Genomic DNA, 16,792 nt, shown 5'->3' on the forward strand with positions numbered 1-16,792 from the left:
CATAATTTTATAGATCAGGGTCATATGGCGCGCAGAAACGACCATACTCATCAAGAAATACGCGACATGGCATTAGATAATGTCAAAGTATTCCTTGGCGAGCATAGTCATCACGAACTCAGTTTAAGAAAGTTAGCAAAAAGCATTGGTTATGTACCGAGTACATTAGTGAATATTTTTGGTAGTTATAATTTATTGCTTCTGAGCTCTATCGCCCAAACGCTAGATGAAATCATGCTGCAAGTAAATCAAGGGCTAGAAAACAGCGCTACTCCTGAAGAAGCACTAAAAGCCATTGCTTACTGTTATTATGACTTTGCCCAAGAGCATCCCAATCGCTGGCGATTAGTGTTTCAACATAATATGAATGGTGAGGCCTTACCTGATTGGCAAGAGAACCGCATTAATCAAATGATGGGCGTTCTTGAAGAAATAATTAAAACAATTAATCCACACAAATGCGATTCTGATGTAGAGAAAAGCAGTCGTGTTATCTGGGCCAGTGTTCATGGAATTACATTATTAAGTTTGGATGACTTGTTGTTTTCTTCAACACCAATTGATGGCCATCTTCTCATCGATAACCTACTATTGAACTATATTAATCAATGGAAGCAACACTAGCTTTGTAATCAAGGGACTTTTCATGGCAAAGCAAGCCAAGCTATTAACTCAACGTCGATTCCTGCCTTATTTTTTAACTCAAGCTTTAGGCGCATTTAACGACAACATCTATAAAAATACGCTATTACTTTTTGTTGCTTTTGCTAGTGTTGATAGCTTACCCATGCCATCTAATCTGTTTATTAATCTTGCTGCTGGCCTGTTTATTCTGCCTTTCTTTCTTTTTTCTGCTTTTGCCGGCGTCCTCGCCGATAAGTATGAGAAATCTGCCTTTATTCGCAAGGTTAAACTCGCTGAGATCGTTATTATGCTCTTTGGCGCGATGGCGTTTATCCTCCAAAATTACACCTTATTATTAATTCTTCTTTTTTTGATGGGAACACAATCGGCTTTTTTTGGTCCGGTCAAATACGCTCTTCTTCCTCAGCAACTCAAAAAAGAAGAGTTAGTGTCAGGAAATGCCTTAGTTGAAACAGGAACTTTTCTTGCTATTTTATTCGGAACCATTGGCGCTGGTTTTATTGCTTCACAAGATAACGCGGAGTACATTGCAGCAGGTTCGGTTGTTCTTTTTGCCGTACTTGGTTACCTTGCAAGCCGATCTATTCCTCACACTAAAGCCATTGCTCCCGATTTAGTTTTTAAATGGCGCCCTATCCAACAAACAAAACAGACACTTAATATTGCCAAAGAAGATCCCGCTGTATTTTTAGCGATTATGGGGATCAGCTGGTTCTGGTTTTTAGGTGCAAGTTATTTAACTCAGTTCCCAAATTATACTCATCTACATCTTAACGATAATGCCATTACTGTAACGGTATTGCTGGCGTTGTTTTCTGTTGGTATTGCGATTGGTTCTCTTACTTGTGATGTTTTATCTAAACACCGAGTTGAGATCGGCATCATTCCTTTAGGCTGTTTTGGCCTTTCTCTGTTTGGGATGAATCTGTACCTTTCAACACCAAATATGCCTATTCATGCCTCTGGTTTTATGGCGACATTTTTAAGCCCTGAGCTTTTACCTGTTTTTATTAACCTGTTCTTTTTAGGGATTTGTGGCGGGCTTTATATTGTTCCTCTCTATACCTTCATTCAAAAGCGCCCAAAGCCGGAACATCGCTCTCAGATCATTGCTGCCAATAATATCTATAATGCGCTATTTATGGTCTCTAGCGCTATCTTAGGTATTGTTTGCTTATCGATTATTGAGATCTCTATTCCTCAATTTTTTGCACTTCTGGCTATCATGAATGGAGTTGTCGCTCTCTTTCTATTCTGTAAAGTGCCTGTCTTTGTGATCCGATTTTTACTTTGGATCATTACTCACACCTTATATCGAGTAAAACATAAAGAGTTACAACATCTTCCTGAAGAAGGTGGCGCTTTACTGGTTTGTAATCATATTACTTATATGGATGCGTTTATTCTTAGTGGGGCATGCCCTCGCCCTATTCGCTTTGTCATGGAAGAGGAATACGCCGAATTACCTTTAGTTAAATACTTCTTCCGTTTAACCAAAGTAATTCCTATTAATGCATCAAAAAGTGGTTCTATTCGTCGTGCCTTTTTCGATGTTGAAGAAGCATTATCTAACGGTGAAATCGTCTTGATTTTTCCTGAAGGGGTATTAACTCACGATGGTGAAGTAGGGCCATTTTTACGAGGAATAGACATCATATTGAAACGCTCACCCGTACCTGTAATTCCAATGGCACTGCGTGGCTTATGGGGCAGTTTCTTTAGTCGTCATGGTGGGAAAGCGATATTAAAACGACCAAGCCGCTGTTGGTCAAAAATAGAAGTGGTAGCCGGAGAGCCCGTACCACCACATCTAGCAACATCAAGCGTAATGCGTGAAAAAGTAATTCAATTACGCGGTGATTGGCAGTGAGTTAACCCACTCTTTTACTTGTGGACGTGAAATTTTAAGGCCTGTTCCAAGTAAGTGTTCAGGCATAGTTTCATAGCGAATTGGACATTCAAACTGAGTTAATTTCTCTTTTAAGAAGGTATGCAGTTCGTCATGACTAATCGGTTGTGTCATTTTAATAACGGCAACAGGGCGTTGTCCAAACTCTTCATCTGCCACATCAATAACAATCACTTGCTCAATCGCATCATGCGCTAACAAAGCCAGTTCAATTTTTTCAGGATGAATATTTTCACCACCGGAAATGAACATATTGTCAGCTCGGCCTTGAATATGAAGCTCTGCTCCCATCACATAACCAAGATCGCTAGTTTGATACCAACCCTCTTCGTTAGTGATATTCATGATGCCAGATGAACGATAATAGCCTAGTGCTAAACACTCGCCACGAACAAGAACTTCGCCTTTTTCAATACGCAATTCACGATAATGCAGTATGTTACCGACCCCTGGTTGCCCATCTGCCAGTTTCGCGGTTACCGTAGACGCCATCTCTGTCATGCCATAACCTAGCCAACATTCAATGCCATTCTCTTTAGCGGCATTGGTCAATTCTGTTGGAATAACCGCTCCACCAAGTAATACGCGCTTTAATGCAAGACGAGAAACATCGCCACTGTCTAAAATTCGCTGCAATTGTGTTGGTACTAATGACGCATGGGTAACACCACATAAGTCATTTAATAACCCATCTTCGGTTGGCATTACCATTGTTGCACCAGTTAATAACCAACGCCATACAATCGCTAGGCCTGATACATGGAATAAAGGCAAAGATAATAACCATGAATCGCAATTATCAAATTCCATCGTGCTTAGTAAGCCAGCCGCAGAATGTAAGTGATTATTTGCACTATGGGCAACGGCTTTTGGTAACCCAGTAGAACCCGAGGTAAAGGTTAATGTTGCTAGTCGATTCGCTTGCCATGTCGCAGCAATCACACTGTATTCAGCGTTGATTAATTGCAGGTGGTGCCAAGTACCAGAAATACTCTCTTGTCCTTCACCAAACCACATATGTTGCGCTGAAATACTCGTCACTAACTGATGAAGCTGAGCTCTCGGCGTTTTTGGGTTAATCGCAGAAAAACGAGCACCGATACGAATACACGCTAACTGTAACCAAACGAGATCAATCCCACTTTTAGCGACACCAACAACCACATCATCACGCTTAACGCCTTGTTGAATAAGACCGTTAGCGTATCGATTTACTTGGGTTGATACTTCCCCCCAAGTCCATACGTTGTTGCCATCACGAAGAGCGATTTCCATTTCACGATCTTCACCCCACTTTGCCCAAGGCCAAGTCGTAAAAAGTGGAGAGATTAGTTTTCCCATACAATCTTAAGCTCTGATAATGTATTCAGTGGTAACTGACAATTAGGCCATGGCGTGTCTAATTGCATTTTAAAAAGGTCGATAGTATCTAAACCTGGGATCGTGTCTGGTGTTTTCCATGCAGCCAATCGCGCTAACTGTGTTAATGCAAGACTTGATTCCAAGCTTGAGCTAATCACAGCCTGCATACCTAACTGATGCGCCTCTTCAACAAGGGCCAAGCACTTCTCTATTGAGCCAACCATGGTTGGTTTGATCACAATCGCTTTTACGCCTTCTTGAGCGCTTACTTCAAATCCGTCATCACGTACTGTTTCGTCCCAAGCAATGGCAATACCTGTTGCTTGTGAGAATGCCAAGCTCTCTTCTGGAGTATGGCAAGGCTCTTCTAAAAACTCGATACGAGAGCGAAATTGTGGACTGACGTAATTAGCAAATTGCTCAGCTTTTTTTGGTGTCCAGTTACGGTTAGCATCAAGACGTAAAGAGAGATCAGGAATAAGCTCTAAGAACATATTCGCAACCATTCCATCGCGGATCGCTTCATATAAGCCGACTTTGATTTTCGCGATTTTTTTGCCACTCATCTCATTAAGCTTAACCACTAAATCATCAGGATCACCTGAGCATAATGGTGCCGCTTGGTAATTACCTTCTTGCGGTAAGCCGCCTTCAAGCTCTAGCAATGCCATGCTAAAGCCAAATGCTACCGATGGGCAATTCGCATCAAGATCCAGCTCTTCACCATTTAGCCACGCTTGCGTCAGTGACAATAAATCTTCACGCGCTTGCTCTAATGTTTCTTGACTGAATTCAGGCAGAGGTGCGATTTCACCTTTGCCACACTGTGTTCCATCACGTAATTCAATGATCAAGCCATCTCGTTGTTGAAGACGTTGTTCACGAAGAATAACTCCACTGTCCATAGGGAGTTGGTATTGATATATCTTGGCTGCTTTCATTTGTTACTCCAACCAATAAAAAGAAAAAAGAGACTCATAAAGAGCCTCTAATACTTAAATCAAATCAGTGATAAATGCTTATGGATTACGAGGGAATTTATCGAAATCAGGGCGACGCTTTTCATTAAAGGCGTTGCGACCTTCTTGGCCTTCTTCTGTCATGTAGAACATCATTGTTGCGTTACCCGCTAACTCTTGAAGGCCTGCTTGACCATCACAGTCCGCATTTAATGCCGCTTTAAGGCAACGTAATGCCATTGGGCTGTGTTGTAGTGTTTCACGACACCAGCGAACGGTTTCTTTTTCTAAATCAGCAACAGGGACAACCGTGTTTACTAGACCCATGTCCAATGCTTCTTGTGCATCATAGAAACGACATAAGAACCAAATTTCACGCGCTTTTTTCTGACCAACGATACGAGCCATGTAAGAAGCACCCCAACCGCCATCAAAAGAACCCACTTTAGGGCCTGTTTGACCAAATTGTGCGTTCTCAGCCGCAATAGTTAAGTCACACATCATATGCAGAACATGACCACCACCAACCGCATAGCCAGCAACAGCAGCAATAACTGGTTTTGGACACGTACGAATTTGGCGTTGGAAATCCAAGACGTTTAAGTGGTGTGTACCACTGTCATCACGGTAGCCGCCGTAATCGCCACGGATCTTCTGATCACCACCTGAACAGAATGCATCTTCGCCTAAACCGGTAAGAATAATAACGCCAACTTTCTCGTCATAACGAGCATCCGCCAGCGCATCGATCATCTCTTTTACCGTACCAGGACGGAAAGCGTTACGTACTTGTGGACGTGCGATAGTGATTTTCGCGATGCCATCGGCCGATTTATGATATTGAATATCTTCGTATTGAGCCGTGCAATCTGTCCAATCTACTGGAGCGTAAAGTTCTTGTTCTGAAATGCCAACAGTTCTTGCCATGGGTTTATTTCCATTGTTGTAAGAATGTATTAAGTACATGTGTAAAGCGTTCGGGCTGTTCCACATGAGCGTTATGACCGGCCTGAGCAATGATTTGATACGTTAATTGACTTTGCTCAGCCAAGTGTTGAAATTTGTTATCTGCTTCGCCGCAAATATAAAGCATAGGAATGGTGCTACGATGTAAGGCTTCAAGCAAATATGGTTGCTTAGCCAGTGATGTAGATCTCAACATCATCCCAATTGACTTACCAAGGTTATCACTTCTTTTAACCACTAAAACTTGTCTTTGCTCAGGGTTTAGTGAAGAAAATACCTTTTGTTTATACCAATCGTCTAAAACATCAACAATCGGTTGTTGTTCAAATCGCTCAGCCCATCGAATGTCATTATTCAATCGAGTTTGCTTCTCTTCTTTTGATAGCAAACCAAAATTTCCCCCTTCAATGCACAAGCCACGAAGAGAGATATTGCTTGGCAACTCAACACACGCATTCAAATACATAGCAATGCGTCCACCTAAGGAGTAGCCCACAAAAATAAACTCTTGATAAGGACTGCTTTCAAGTTGCTCGACTATCAAGCGACAAGTTTGCTCAAAGCCATGACCCTCAGACACATTAATTAAACGACTATGACCATGACCAGGAAGATCGATTAATAACACTGGGTGAGTTTTCGCTATCGCTGACGCTATCTTTTCCCAATCACCTATTGAGCCTAATAATCCGTGTAAAAATACCACGCAAGGTTGTGCGATATTCTCTTTAGGCTTAATGCATTTAGAATAAAGTGGCATGTTGGATTGTTTGGAATAAACGCGTTAACTCTTCACCAGCTTGTCCTGCTGGGGTGTTAATTTCCACTAGGTGAATACCCTGTTGTAGACCCTCATTAATCATCGACATCGCACAACTTAGTGTTTCTGGCTTATGATAGGCCAAACCAAACATCGCAGCGGCATGACTAAACTCTAGTTGGTGAGGCATACGATAGAAATCATCTTTTTTCTTTTCATCAACAGGCAGCAAATCAAAAATGCCACCACCATCATTATTGATGACCACAATGACAACCGGTTGAGTTGCTTGCTTTAATAATGCTAATGAATTCAAGTCATAAAGTAGAGAGGTATCACCGACTAAAGCCAACAAAGGATTTTGATTTGCTCGTTGAACACCCACTGCTGTTGCGATTAACCCATCAATGCCTGAGGCACCACGATTGGTATACGTGTGTTGTTGATTTAGCTCTCCGACCATATCTAACAAACGAACAATTAAACTATTACCGATGAACCAATCACATGATTCAGCCTTCTGGCCTATGGTAAGTGCAAAGCTTAATTCTGACAGTGTTTCACTGTGGCATGCCATAGAGCGAGCCAACGCCAACGCATTAAGAGAGGCCACTTTTAAAGACTCACTCCACAATAGAGAAGGTGCGTGGTCAAAGAAGCAATCTCGCTCGGTTAAGCTTTCAGCATGAGTCTGGCACCATGCTGTAATATCTGCACGATAGCGAACATGAGAATGACAACTGGCATCAAGTAGTTCAAAGTGTGGGTCAATCAAGTAGTAATCTTGTTGATATTTATCTAACCATGCACTTAAGCGTTTAGACACTAGACGTGCACCAAATTGAAGTACACACTCAACATCTGCAAGTAATTCAATACAGGCTGTATTCTGTAGCCATAAATCGTAATGCGCCCACGATGAGTAATAACCTGATTGTGGATCCGCCAATACTGGCCATCCTAATTCTTGCGCTAATTTAGCCGCGGCTTGTGCTTCTTCTAACGTGACGTTACCGATAATCACAATGCCTTTCTTCTGGGCTGTTTTCATCCATTGAGGTGATACGGTCACAACTGAAGAATAACGAGGTTGTTGAATATAGGCTGAGAATGCCTCTTTCCATTCTTGAATAGGCGCAAGATAATCTCGTACAAGATCATTATCTTTCTTGCCATAAAATGGTTCTGGAAAAGGACAGTTAATATGAATGGCACCACCCTGCTCTTGCTGAGCAAAGCAGGCTTGATCTAATCGACTTAATAACCACTGGGCTGGAATATTAATGCTTGGTGATGGCAGTTGGAGAGAATGACAAACATGAGATGAGAATATGCCTTGCTGATTAATCGCTTGATTTGCACCACAGTTAATCAATTCAACGGGGCGATCTGCTGTAAGTAATATTAGCTTCTCTTTGGTTAATCCTGATTCGGCAACCGAAGGCAATAAATTCGCAACCGCCGTTCCTGATGTCACTATCACCGCAACCGCTTCTTTTGAGGCTTTAGCAATACCAAGAGCAAGAAAACCCAATCCACGCTCATCAAAATGAGTATGAATTGATAAATGTTGATGCTCTGAAGCCGCAAGCGTTAATGGTGTCGAGCGAGATCCCGGAGCTATGCAAACATGCTTCACCCCATATCGAACTAACTCTTCAATAATCAACTCAGCCCAAACTTGGTTTAGCGTTACTTGCTGCTCTGGTTGCATCATGCGACTTGCGACTCCTTGATCTCTACACTCACGGTAGGATCCGATTCTAATAAGGTACACAGAGTTGAGGTTTTTTTGTCTAACTCTTCCCATTCACTGCTTGGTTCAGAGCCAGGTACAATTCCTGCCCCTGCAAATAGGTGCAATTTATTCCCCATAACTAAGGCACTGCGAATAGCGACACAAAATTCGCTGCGTTGCTGACTTAAAAAACCGACAGCGCCACTGTACCAACCACGGGCAAACGGTTCGTTGTCGATAATAAAATCCAACGCCGACATACGAGGCAAACCTGCAATAGCTGCAGTTGGTTGTAAGTTATCTAATAATTGCGAGTCACTGCAATCTGAGTTTATCTCAGCTGAAATTGGGCGTTTGAGGTGCTGTACTTTACGCAATTTTACTAATTCAGACGTTTCAGCGACCTTCATTGAAAGGCTAAATTTAGACAGGCGATTGATAATGTCATCCACCACAAGGCGGTTTTCATATTGGTTTTTCTTATCGCAAATTAACCATGATGCTAATTGATTGTCTTCTTCTTCATCATGTCCACGGCCAATCGTTCCTGCCAATGCTTCTGTTTTTAATGCATAGCCATTACGTACATACAGACGCTCTGGTGTTGAACCAATAAAGCAATGCTCGCTATCTAACGCCATCATAAAATGAAAACTATGACTGTTCGCTTTGCGACTCGCTTTTAAAAACTGAGCAGATGATAAGTCTTGATCGAGCGTTAATGTCGTTTTACGCGCAAGAACCACTTTCTCAAACTGTTTGTTTGAAATAGCCGTCAGAGCTTTATTGACCATATTAGTCCAATCTGCTTTTTCTGGCGTGTTAATGCGTTGGGTCACCCGACAATGTAATTCAGATAATGAAGAGAAATGCTCGACAAGTTTATCTAGTGTCGATAGTAGACGTGAATTATCGTCTGATAGATTCACCATGATCTGCCAAGAGGAGGCTAAACGGCTGATTTCTACTTGTGGCAAAAAGAAAAAAGACGACATACAACGTCGATTACGTTCAGTACGACCATCAAAAGAACGACCACCCCAGATACGTTGCTGTGGCGCTAACACTTTTTGTGCAGCACCTGGATCAGTAAATGTCTTCACTTGCCCTACGACCGCAACTTCTTCTTGGCCATCTCGAGATTGCCAATAAAACTTAGGGTATACAGGTTGAGCTTCTAGCCAGTCAATCAGTTGTTCGCCAATAGACCAATCCAATTCAAGACAGATAGTATGGGATGACGTTGCCTGCGTAATTTGATGACGAATCGATTCAATGGCATTTTGAAAAGTGGACAAATTAACCTCTCTTGATCGTTTTCAGCCATCATGGCAACCGTATTGCACAAGCGGTATTGCTTGCTATTTCCTTGTATGAACTAGTTATTCTAGCAAAAGGTTTGAAAATAAAAAATAATTCACATCAATTGTATGTCTAAAAAATAAAACTATTATCAAATTTTGCTTATTTATGTAAATCTAAAACAATGTGAATTTTCCTTAATTGCACATATATCAACCAATGCTGCTCATTATCAAAAGAAATGGCAAAAGCCTCTTTCTCAGTAGTAAATATTGCTGATGCGAATTTTGCGTGATTATTTTCTAAAAATTGTTTCTCAGTCCCCTAGAAATAGTGTAATTTGAGTCTATAACGTATTTTTTTCATCAGGGTTTCACCATGCAAAATATTGGAATGTCATCAAAACTTAGCAGTGTATGCTACGACATCCGTGGTCCAGTTCTTAAACATGCTAAAAGAATGGAAGAAGAAGGTCACAAAATTCTTAAACTAAACATTGGGAATCCCGCCCCATTTGGCTTTGACGCCCCTGATGAAATCCTAGTTGATGTGATTAAAAACCTGCCAACGTCGCAAGGTTACTGTGATTCAAAAGGCATCTACTCTGCTCGTAAAGCGGTAGTTCAGCATTATCAACGTCGTGGTCTATTAGATTTAGATGTAGAAGATGTCTACATCGGTAATGGTGCTTCAGAGCTTATCGTAATGGCAATGCAGGCGTTATTGAACAATGGCGATGAAATGCTAGTACCTGCACCTGACTATCCATTATGGACGGCATCAGTAGCACTTTCTGGTGGTAAGCCAGTTCATTACCTATGTGATGAAGGTGCAGATTGGTACCCAGATCTTGACGATATCAAAAAGAAAATCACACCGAATACTAAAGGTATTGTACTAATCAACCCGAACAACCCAACGGGTGCTGTATATAGTCGTGATTTCTTATTACAAGTGGTTGAGATTGCACGCCAAAATAACCTAATCATCTTTGCTGATGAAATTTATGACAAAGTACTTTATGACGGTGCAGTTCATACAACATTAGCAACACTAGCTCCCGATCTTTTAACTGTAACGTTTAACGGTCTATCGAAAGCGTACCGTGTGTGTGGTTTCCGTGGTGGCTGGATGTTCTTGAATGGTCCTAAAGATCACGCTCAAGGCTATATTGCCGGTTTAGATATGCTGGCTTCAATGCGTTTGTGTGCCAACGTGCCAATGCAACACGCGATTCAAACTGCACTAGGTGGTTATCAAAGTATTAATGAGCTTCTGCTTCCGGGTGGGCGTTTATTAGAGCAACGTGACAAAGCGTATGACTTAATTACTCAAATCCCAGGCGTAAGTTGTGTGAAGCCAAAGGGGGCAATGTACTTATTCCCTAAACTTGATCCTAAGATGTACAAGATTAAAGATGATCAGAAGTTTGTTCTAGATTTCTTAATCAAGGAAAAAGTGCTGTTAGTTCAAGGCACTGGCTTTAACTGGCCAAAACCCGATCACTTCCGCATCGTAACACTGCCTCGTGTTGACGATTTAGAAACGGCAATTGGTCGTCTAGAGCGCTTCTTACATACTTATAAGCAGTAATTGATCTAATCTCAATCACGCGAATATAAAATGAAAAATAGAGCCTGCTGAATTTGCAGGCTTTTTTATATTTAAAAAACAGTGAACACTATGAACGCTGACGTACAAATTGATTTTGAACAATTGAGTCCAAAAATATCTCACTTTTTATGCATTTAAAGTCTATTGATGCCTCTAAATCACCAAACAGTGACGAACCACCACCTAAAAGTACTGGAATCGTGGTAATAATCATCTCATCAATCAGATCTTCTTTTAAGAAATTTTGAATCGTAACTCCGCCATCAATATACAAATTCATAAATCCTTTTGCATGGATTTGATCTAATACTTCTTTCAATGGGCCTTTTACTAAAAAGATTTTATCTTCATAGCCATCAGGTACTGAAGTCATCGTGTTGCTCAATACAAAAACAGGTTTTGAATAAGGCCAATCGATACCAAAGCTCAATACCATATCTAACGTATTACGCCCCATCACTAACGCATCAATACTAGCTACATGCTTAGCATAACCCATGTCATTACCTTCTGGATTAGGGATCGCATGTAACCAATCTAATCCCCCATTTTTATCCGCGATATATCCGTCTAGGCTTGTTGCTATAAATACGACATTTGACATATTTGAATTCTCTATTTTATTAACACTAAGCGACACACCCTTTAGGCGTCATATTAAAATGGCGTTTAAACTCTCGGCTAAATTGTGATGTACTGGTATAGCCTACAGAGTGAGCAGCATCATTAACACGTCGTCCTTCTAGTTGAATCAACTCTTTGGCTTTATTCAAACGCACTTTTTTCAAATATTGTAACGGAGACTCTAACGTGACTTTACGAAACGCCGAATGAAACGCAGACACGCTCATATTGGCTTCTTCAGCTAAGTTTTGTACTGTTAATCCATCCGCATAAGATTGGTGCATTTTATTCATCGCTTTAGCGACTCTGGCATACTGGCCATCATGATGTGCTAAATTAAATAATACATGCCCTTCTGTGCCAGTCAGTACTCGATAGACAATTTCATTTAATAAAGACTCACCCAATAATTTCGTATCGAGATCGCTATGTAGTGCCAGCATCAAGCGCTTACAACTATCAAGCATGTCATCAGCCATTTTAACTGATGTAAGGCCAAAGCCATCTTGATTTGATTGTACGGGCGCTTGAAAATTAGCGGCCTCTAGTTCATTAACCAGACGATGAAGTAAGGTTGAATCAACATTGATCGTTAAACCAAGTAATGGACTATCATCTTCAGGAAAGGCTTCACATTCTAGTGGCATTGGCACACCGACAACCAGATAATCATCAGGTCCATAATGCACAGGCTGATTACCAATATGTATGTGTTTATGCCCTTTACCCATCACAATAATACCCGATTGATAAACAAACGGCTGTCGTTGATTTCCTTTACTACTACGGTAAAACCACACGTTTGGGATTGCAGTTTCTCTTATACCTTCCAGATCATTAAAACCATAACGATCGGCATAGCTTTGCATTAAGTCACCAAGAGAATTCATCAGCGTTCCTTTATCTAATCAAGATCACATCTATTACTTTATTTTTTGAAAATACAGTCAATTGTAGAAATAGGCAATAAAAATCCATAAATTCACCTTACAAAAGCAACAACCCAAGACTAATATGCACTTATTGAAATAATAAGTTCTAAAAAATAGAACATCACCTTTTGGAAGAAATGAGGTAAAGCAATGAAATTCTCTTACGTTAACCCGACACAAATCCATTTTGGCCAAGGTCAAATTGCAGCAATCGCTACATCTATTCCACAAGATCAAAAAGTATTAGTGATTTATGGTGGTGGTTCAATTAAAACAAACGGTGTTTATGACCAAGTAGTTACTGCACTTTCTGACCATTCTTGGATTGAGTTTTCAGGCGTTGAGCCAAACCCAACGGTTGAAACATTAGATAAAGCAGTTGCTATCGCAAAAGCAGAAAAGGTTGATTATATTCTTGCTGTGGGTGGTGGATCAGTTATTGATGGTTCAAAATACGTTGCAGCTGCAACAAAGTACGACGGTAACGGTTGGGATATCCTAATTGGGCAGCACACTGTGACAGAAGCGGTGCCACTAGGCGCGATTTTAACGCTACCAGCAACAGGCTCTGAGTCTAACTCTGGTGCGGTAATTACTCAAAAATCGACACAAACTAAACTGCCTTTCATGGCAGCGGCAGTACAACCTAAATTTGCGGTTCTTGATCCTGATTCAATGAAAACACTACCAGAGCGCCAACTAACAAATGGTTTAGTCGATGCTTGGGTTCATACCTGTGAGCAATACCTAACGATGCCTGCTGGTGCAATGGTTCAAGATGGTTACGCAGAAACTCTACTTCGTAATTTATTAGTTCTTGGTGAGCAATACGACAACCGTGATAATAACGAATGGCGTTCAAACCTAATGTGGACAGCAAACCAAGCTTTAAACGGCCTTATTGGTACTGGTGTTCCTCACGATTGGGCAACACACATGATTGGTCACGAACTGACAGCGCTTTATCATGTTGATCACGCTCGTTCTTTATCTATCATTCAGCCATCTTTACTTCGTAACCAAATCGAAGCAAAACGCGTGAAACTAGAACAAATGGGTAAAAACGTCTTTGGTTTAGAGGCTTCTGATGATTTAGCAGAGCGCACAATCATTGAAATCGAAACGTTCTACCATAGCCTGAATTCTCCAACAGAGCTAACTGAGCACGGCGATGATAAAGCAGCAGCCATTGATGCGATCATCAAACAACTTGAAGCTCATGGCATGGTTGCTCTAGGCGAACATCAAGCGATTACCCTTGAGGTATCTCGTGAAATCCTAGAAGATGCTGTGAAGTAATATTATACCAATCGTAGTAAATAACTGATCATCCTAGCTGGTTAAAATGCTCGATAACTGCGTTAAAATTTTTGATTGTAGAATAACTACTTATCGAAAAATTTCGCCTTATTCTCAAGCATTTTTCCTGCGCTATTTCTGAACACTTACTTACTGTGATTGGTATTACTTCTCCATAAATATCGATACTAAATAAAAAGCCGATTCAGCATAACAGTCATGTTTTCTGAATCGGCTTTTCTTATTCTTAATAGGCTTATATTACTTAATTACAGGCTTCTTTCTTCGCTCCCACTGCGTTATAAAGGCAACAGAAGCAATAATTATTGCAGCACCTAACCACAGTCGTCCTGGTGGAGCCCAACCAAATACAATCCAACCGGCTAATACATTCAATGGTAACTTTGCATGATCAAACGGTTGCACAAACGACGCATCAGCAACAGCGTATGCTTTTACGATAGCCCATTGAGCCAATGCCGTCATAACACCTGCACCAAATAATAATAACCACACATTCATACCGCTTGGTGTTTGCCAATCTGGTAACGCCAGTAAGATATTAAATGGAGTGATAAGAACCAAAAGATAAACCACCATGGTTGATGGTGAATCATTTGCCGACATTTTCTTAACCATTAGTGAATAACACGCCCAAAAGAACGCGGCGCCAATTGGTAATAAAGTTGCCCATGTAAAGCTATCTGCCCATGGCTCAAGAATGATCATCGCTCCAACAAAACCAGCTAATGTTGCACACCAACGAGCCGCCCCCACTTTCTCTTTTAAGAATAGGCCAGAGCCAATAGTCGCGAATAAAGGAGAGGTCATTAACAGTGCGATGCCTTGCCAAATTGGAACTGGATACGCCAGCGCCCACAACCAAAGTTGGATACCAATTACGGATAAGAATACACGCAACGCATGCATGCCAAAATGTTCCGTTCGAAGAGAATTACGCAACCCTAATGTGCGTAAATAAGGCAAGATGACGATCAACGCAATCCCATATTGAACTAAAGCAACCATCGTTGATGGAAGACCAAAGTTCATACTGACATATTGAGCAATACTGTTAACAATCGCAAAGGCAAGGCCTGCGGTTAACATCCAAGAAGCGCCTTGGACTGGTTGATGCTGAGACATAAAGAGCAATTCACATTAAAAAAAGGAAACAAATCATACGACTGTTCCCCTCTTTTGCCAACCGCTAAGCCCTAACAATCACATATAAACAGAGCTTATTAGTCATGATTAGCTCATAAACTTACGACTTAGGATTTTTAGCATCCATTTTTTGTGTTTTAACAGCAATCTTGCTCTTGGCAACCAATTTGGTGTGTTTAATATTGTTTTAGCATGAGAGAACGTTCGAAAGCCCTCAATACCATGATAGCTCCCCATACCTGAATCTCCGATCCCCCCAAAAGGCGCATCATCGGCAGCTACATGCATAATGGTGTCATTAATTGCCAATCCACCACTGTGTGTTTTCTGGCTAATGTCTTTAACTAATTTTTTATCTAATGACATAATATAAAGCGCTAATGGTCGCGGACGAGCCTGAATATAACTCAAGGCTTCTTCTATATCGTCATAGCCAATAATCGGCAAAATCGGACCAAAAATTTCTTCCTGCATAACCCGCATGTCTTCAGTAACATTTGTAATCAAATGGGGTAAAAACGAACGGCCTTGCTGATCCTTTATCTCGCCAATCGCGGTGATCTTCGCTCCCTTCTCTTGTGCATCATCAAGATAAGCCAGTAAACGATCGTATTGAGCTTGGTTAATAATATGACTGTACTCTCGTCGCCCTTTTTTCTCAGGAAAAGCCTGTAAAAAACGTTGGGTATAAAGCGAGATAAATTTATCTACCTTCTCTTTTGGCACAAACACATAATCAGGCGCTACGCATATTTGCCCAGCATTCATTGATTTACCAAGCATAATGGCATCAACCGCAGAAACTAACTCTGCATCTTCAGCAACTATCACGGGTGATTTACCCCCCAATTCAAGTGTGATTGGTGTAAGATTTTTAGCCGCAGCGCTAGCCACTAACTTTCCGACCTGAGTAGAGCCCGTAAATAGCAGATGATTAAAAGGCAATTGGGAAAATTCAGCGGCAATGTCGCTTTCCCCTTCTATAATGCAAACATGCTCAGAGAGATCCGAAAATACACGACGAAGTATTTGATTTGTTTCAGGGGTGTATTCACTCAACTTCACCATGACACGGTTTCCCGCAGCTATCGCTGTCACAATTGGAGCAATACTTAAATATATCGGAAAGTTCCACGGAACAATCACACCAACCACGCCTAGCGGTTGATAACAAATCGAAACCTTAGAGAGAGAAAGCAGTAAGCCTGCATGGCGCTTTTTTATTTTCAGCCATTTAGGTAATTGCTTACGCGTATAATTGATGTGTTGAATAGAAGGCATTAAATCACAAATGGTGGAATCGAAATGACTTCGAAAACCATAATCATTTTCTAATGCAGATACCAAAGCGCCTTTTTCAGCTAAAAGTGCCGTTTTTAACCCGTTCAATAACGCGAGTCGATCATCCTTTGAAGGATAAGGCGAGGCTTGATAGGCTTGTTGCAGCTGTTCAAATTCATCCGATAAATTAACGACACTACTCATGAGCTTATTCCATTCAGCAAAGTGAATCTT

14 protein-coding genes are annotated in these 16,792 nt (G+C 41.1%); 4 read left to right on the top strand and 10 right to left on the bottom strand.

What is annotated here, in order from left to right:
• Positions 1–24 precede the first annotated feature (24 nt).
• Positions 25–624, top strand: a complete 600-nt coding sequence (locus tag ED622_RS06750) for a TetR/AcrR family transcriptional regulator (protein WP_122033156.1) — start codon at positions 25–27, stop codon at positions 622–624.
• Positions 625–646: 22 nt separating this feature from the next.
• Positions 647–2,515 carry an MFS transporter gene (locus ED622_RS06755; protein ID WP_122033157.1) on the top strand — a complete coding sequence of 623 codons (1,869 nt, stop codon included), beginning with the start codon at positions 647–649 and terminating at the stop codon, positions 2,513–2,515.
• On the opposite strand, the gene menE is transcribed toward ED622_RS06755, so the two are convergent.
• The 6 genes from menE to ED622_RS06785 form a co-directional block, all read right to left on the bottom strand.
• Positions 2,495–3,895, bottom strand: a complete 1,401-nt coding sequence (gene menE, locus ED622_RS06760; RefSeq protein ID WP_122033158.1) for an o-succinylbenzoate--CoA ligase — start codon at positions 3,893–3,895, stop codon at positions 2,495–2,497. The two genes, ED622_RS06755 and menE, sit on opposite strands and share 21 nt — an antisense overlap.
• Positions 3,883–4,857 carry an o-succinylbenzoate synthase gene (gene menC, locus ED622_RS06765; RefSeq protein ID WP_122033159.1) on the bottom strand — a complete coding sequence of 325 codons (975 nt, stop codon included), beginning with the start codon at positions 4,855–4,857 and terminating at the stop codon, positions 3,883–3,885. Before menC ends, menE begins: the two co-directional genes overlap by 13 nt.
• 78 nt (positions 4,858–4,935) lie before the next feature.
• A complete protein-coding gene (gene menB, locus ED622_RS06770; RefSeq protein WP_045102455.1) occupies positions 4,936–5,802 on the bottom strand; it encodes a 1,4-dihydroxy-2-naphthoyl-CoA synthase in 867 nt (288 codons plus the stop codon).
• A 4-nt stretch (positions 5,803–5,806) separates the two neighbouring features.
• A complete protein-coding gene (gene menH / locus ED622_RS06775) occupies positions 5,807–6,601 on the bottom strand; it encodes a 2-succinyl-6-hydroxy-2,4-cyclohexadiene-1-carboxylate synthase (protein ID WP_122033160.1) in 795 nt (264 codons plus the stop codon).
• The gene (menD, locus tag ED622_RS06780; RefSeq protein ID WP_045102457.1) at positions 6,585–8,318 is read right to left on the bottom strand and encodes a 2-succinyl-5-enolpyruvyl-6-hydroxy-3-cyclohexene-1-carboxylic-acid synthase; all 1,734 of its coding nucleotides are present in this window, start codon (positions 8,316–8,318) and stop codon (positions 6,585–6,587) included. The genes menH and menD overlap by 17 nt, the downstream gene beginning before the upstream one ends.
• A complete protein-coding gene (locus tag ED622_RS06785; protein ID WP_122033161.1) occupies positions 8,315–9,637 on the bottom strand; it encodes an isochorismate synthase MenF in 1,323 nt (440 codons plus the stop codon). Before ED622_RS06785 ends, menD begins: the two co-directional genes overlap by 4 nt.
• 382 nt (positions 9,638–10,019) lie before the next feature.
• Here ED622_RS06785 and ED622_RS06790 point away from each other — a divergent pair, with 382 nt between their 5' ends.
• Positions 10,020–11,234 carry a pyridoxal phosphate-dependent aminotransferase gene (locus ED622_RS06790; protein WP_045102459.1) on the top strand — a complete coding sequence of 405 codons (1,215 nt, stop codon included), beginning with the start codon at positions 10,020–10,022 and terminating at the stop codon, positions 11,232–11,234.
• A gap of 88 nt (positions 11,235–11,322) precedes the next feature.
• Here the strand turns inward: ED622_RS06790 and ED622_RS06795 are convergent, their stop codons facing one another.
• Together ED622_RS06795 and ED622_RS06800 are read right to left on the bottom strand one after the other, a co-directional pair.
• On the bottom strand, positions 11,323–11,859 hold the full coding sequence (locus ED622_RS06795; protein WP_122033162.1) for a dihydrofolate reductase family protein: 537 nt from the start codon (positions 11,857–11,859) through the stop codon (positions 11,323–11,325).
• A 25-nt stretch (positions 11,860–11,884) separates the two neighbouring features.
• Positions 11,885–12,769 (bottom strand): AraC family transcriptional regulator, encoded by an 885-nt coding sequence (locus tag ED622_RS06800; protein WP_122033163.1) that lies wholly within the window; start codon positions 12,767–12,769, stop codon positions 11,885–11,887.
• Between the two features lie 192 nt (positions 12,770–12,961).
• On the opposite strand from ED622_RS06800, the gene ED622_RS06805 reads away from it, so the two are divergent.
• Positions 12,962–14,110, top strand: coding sequence for an iron-containing alcohol dehydrogenase (locus ED622_RS06805; RefSeq protein WP_122033164.1), 1,149 nt, complete (start codon positions 12,962–12,964; stop codon positions 14,108–14,110).
• Between the two features lie 261 nt (positions 14,111–14,371).
• On the opposite strand, the gene ED622_RS06810 is transcribed toward ED622_RS06805, so the two are convergent.
• A complete protein-coding gene (locus ED622_RS06810) occupies positions 14,372–15,256 on the bottom strand; it encodes a DMT family transporter (protein ID WP_122033165.1) in 885 nt (294 codons plus the stop codon).
• Positions 15,257–15,364: 108 nt separating this feature from the next.
• Positions 15,365–16,762 (bottom strand): coniferyl aldehyde dehydrogenase, encoded by a 1,398-nt coding sequence (locus ED622_RS06815; RefSeq protein ID WP_162922475.1) that lies wholly within the window; start codon positions 16,760–16,762, stop codon positions 15,365–15,367.
• Positions 16,763–16,792: the final 30 nt, after the last annotated feature.

This window comes from Aliivibrio sp. EL58, assembly GCF_900312675.1.
Lineage (GTDB): Bacteria > Pseudomonadota > Gammaproteobacteria > Enterobacterales > Vibrionaceae > Aliivibrio.

Bases quoted from the DNA above. Each gene is read 5' to 3' on its own strand.
- menB (WP_045102455.1), bottom strand. From the start codon at position 5,802: ATGGCAAGAACTGTTGGCATTTCAGAACAAGAACTTTACGCTCCAGTA.
- ED622_RS06805 (WP_122033164.1), top strand. From the start codon at position 12,962: ATGAAATTCTCTTACGTTAACCCGACACAAATCCATTTTGGCCAAGGT.
- ED622_RS06800 (WP_122033163.1), bottom strand. From the start codon at position 12,769: ATGAATTCTCTTGGTGACTTAATGCAAAGCTATGCCGATCGTTATGGT.
- ED622_RS06815 (WP_162922475.1), bottom strand. From the start codon at position 16,762: ATGAGTAGTGTCGTTAATTTATCGGATGAATTTGAACAGCTGCAACAA.
- ED622_RS06795 (WP_122033162.1), bottom strand. From the start codon at position 11,859: ATGTCAAATGTCGTATTTATAGCAACAAGCCTAGACGGATATATCGCG.
- ED622_RS06810 (WP_122033165.1), bottom strand. From the start codon at position 15,256: ATGTCTCAGCATCAACCAGTCCAAGGCGCTTCTTGGATGTTAACCGCA.
- ED622_RS06750 (WP_122033156.1), top strand. From the start codon at position 25: ATGGCGCGCAGAAACGACCATACTCATCAAGAAATACGCGACATGGCA.
- menD (WP_045102457.1), bottom strand. From the start codon at position 8,318: ATGATGCAACCAGAGCAGCAAGTAACGCTAAACCAAGTTTGGGCTGAG.
- menE (WP_122033158.1), bottom strand. From the start codon at position 3,895: ATGGGAAAACTAATCTCTCCACTTTTTACGACTTGGCCTTGGGCAAAG.
- menC (WP_122033159.1), bottom strand. From the start codon at position 4,857: ATGAAAGCAGCCAAGATATATCAATACCAACTCCCTATGGACAGTGGA.
- menH (WP_122033160.1), bottom strand. From the start codon at position 6,601: ATGCCACTTTATTCTAAATGCATTAAGCCTAAAGAGAATATCGCACAA.
- ED622_RS06755 (WP_122033157.1), top strand. From the start codon at position 647: ATGGCAAAGCAAGCCAAGCTATTAACTCAACGTCGATTCCTGCCTTAT.
- ED622_RS06790 (WP_045102459.1), top strand. From the start codon at position 10,020: ATGCAAAATATTGGAATGTCATCAAAACTTAGCAGTGTATGCTACGAC.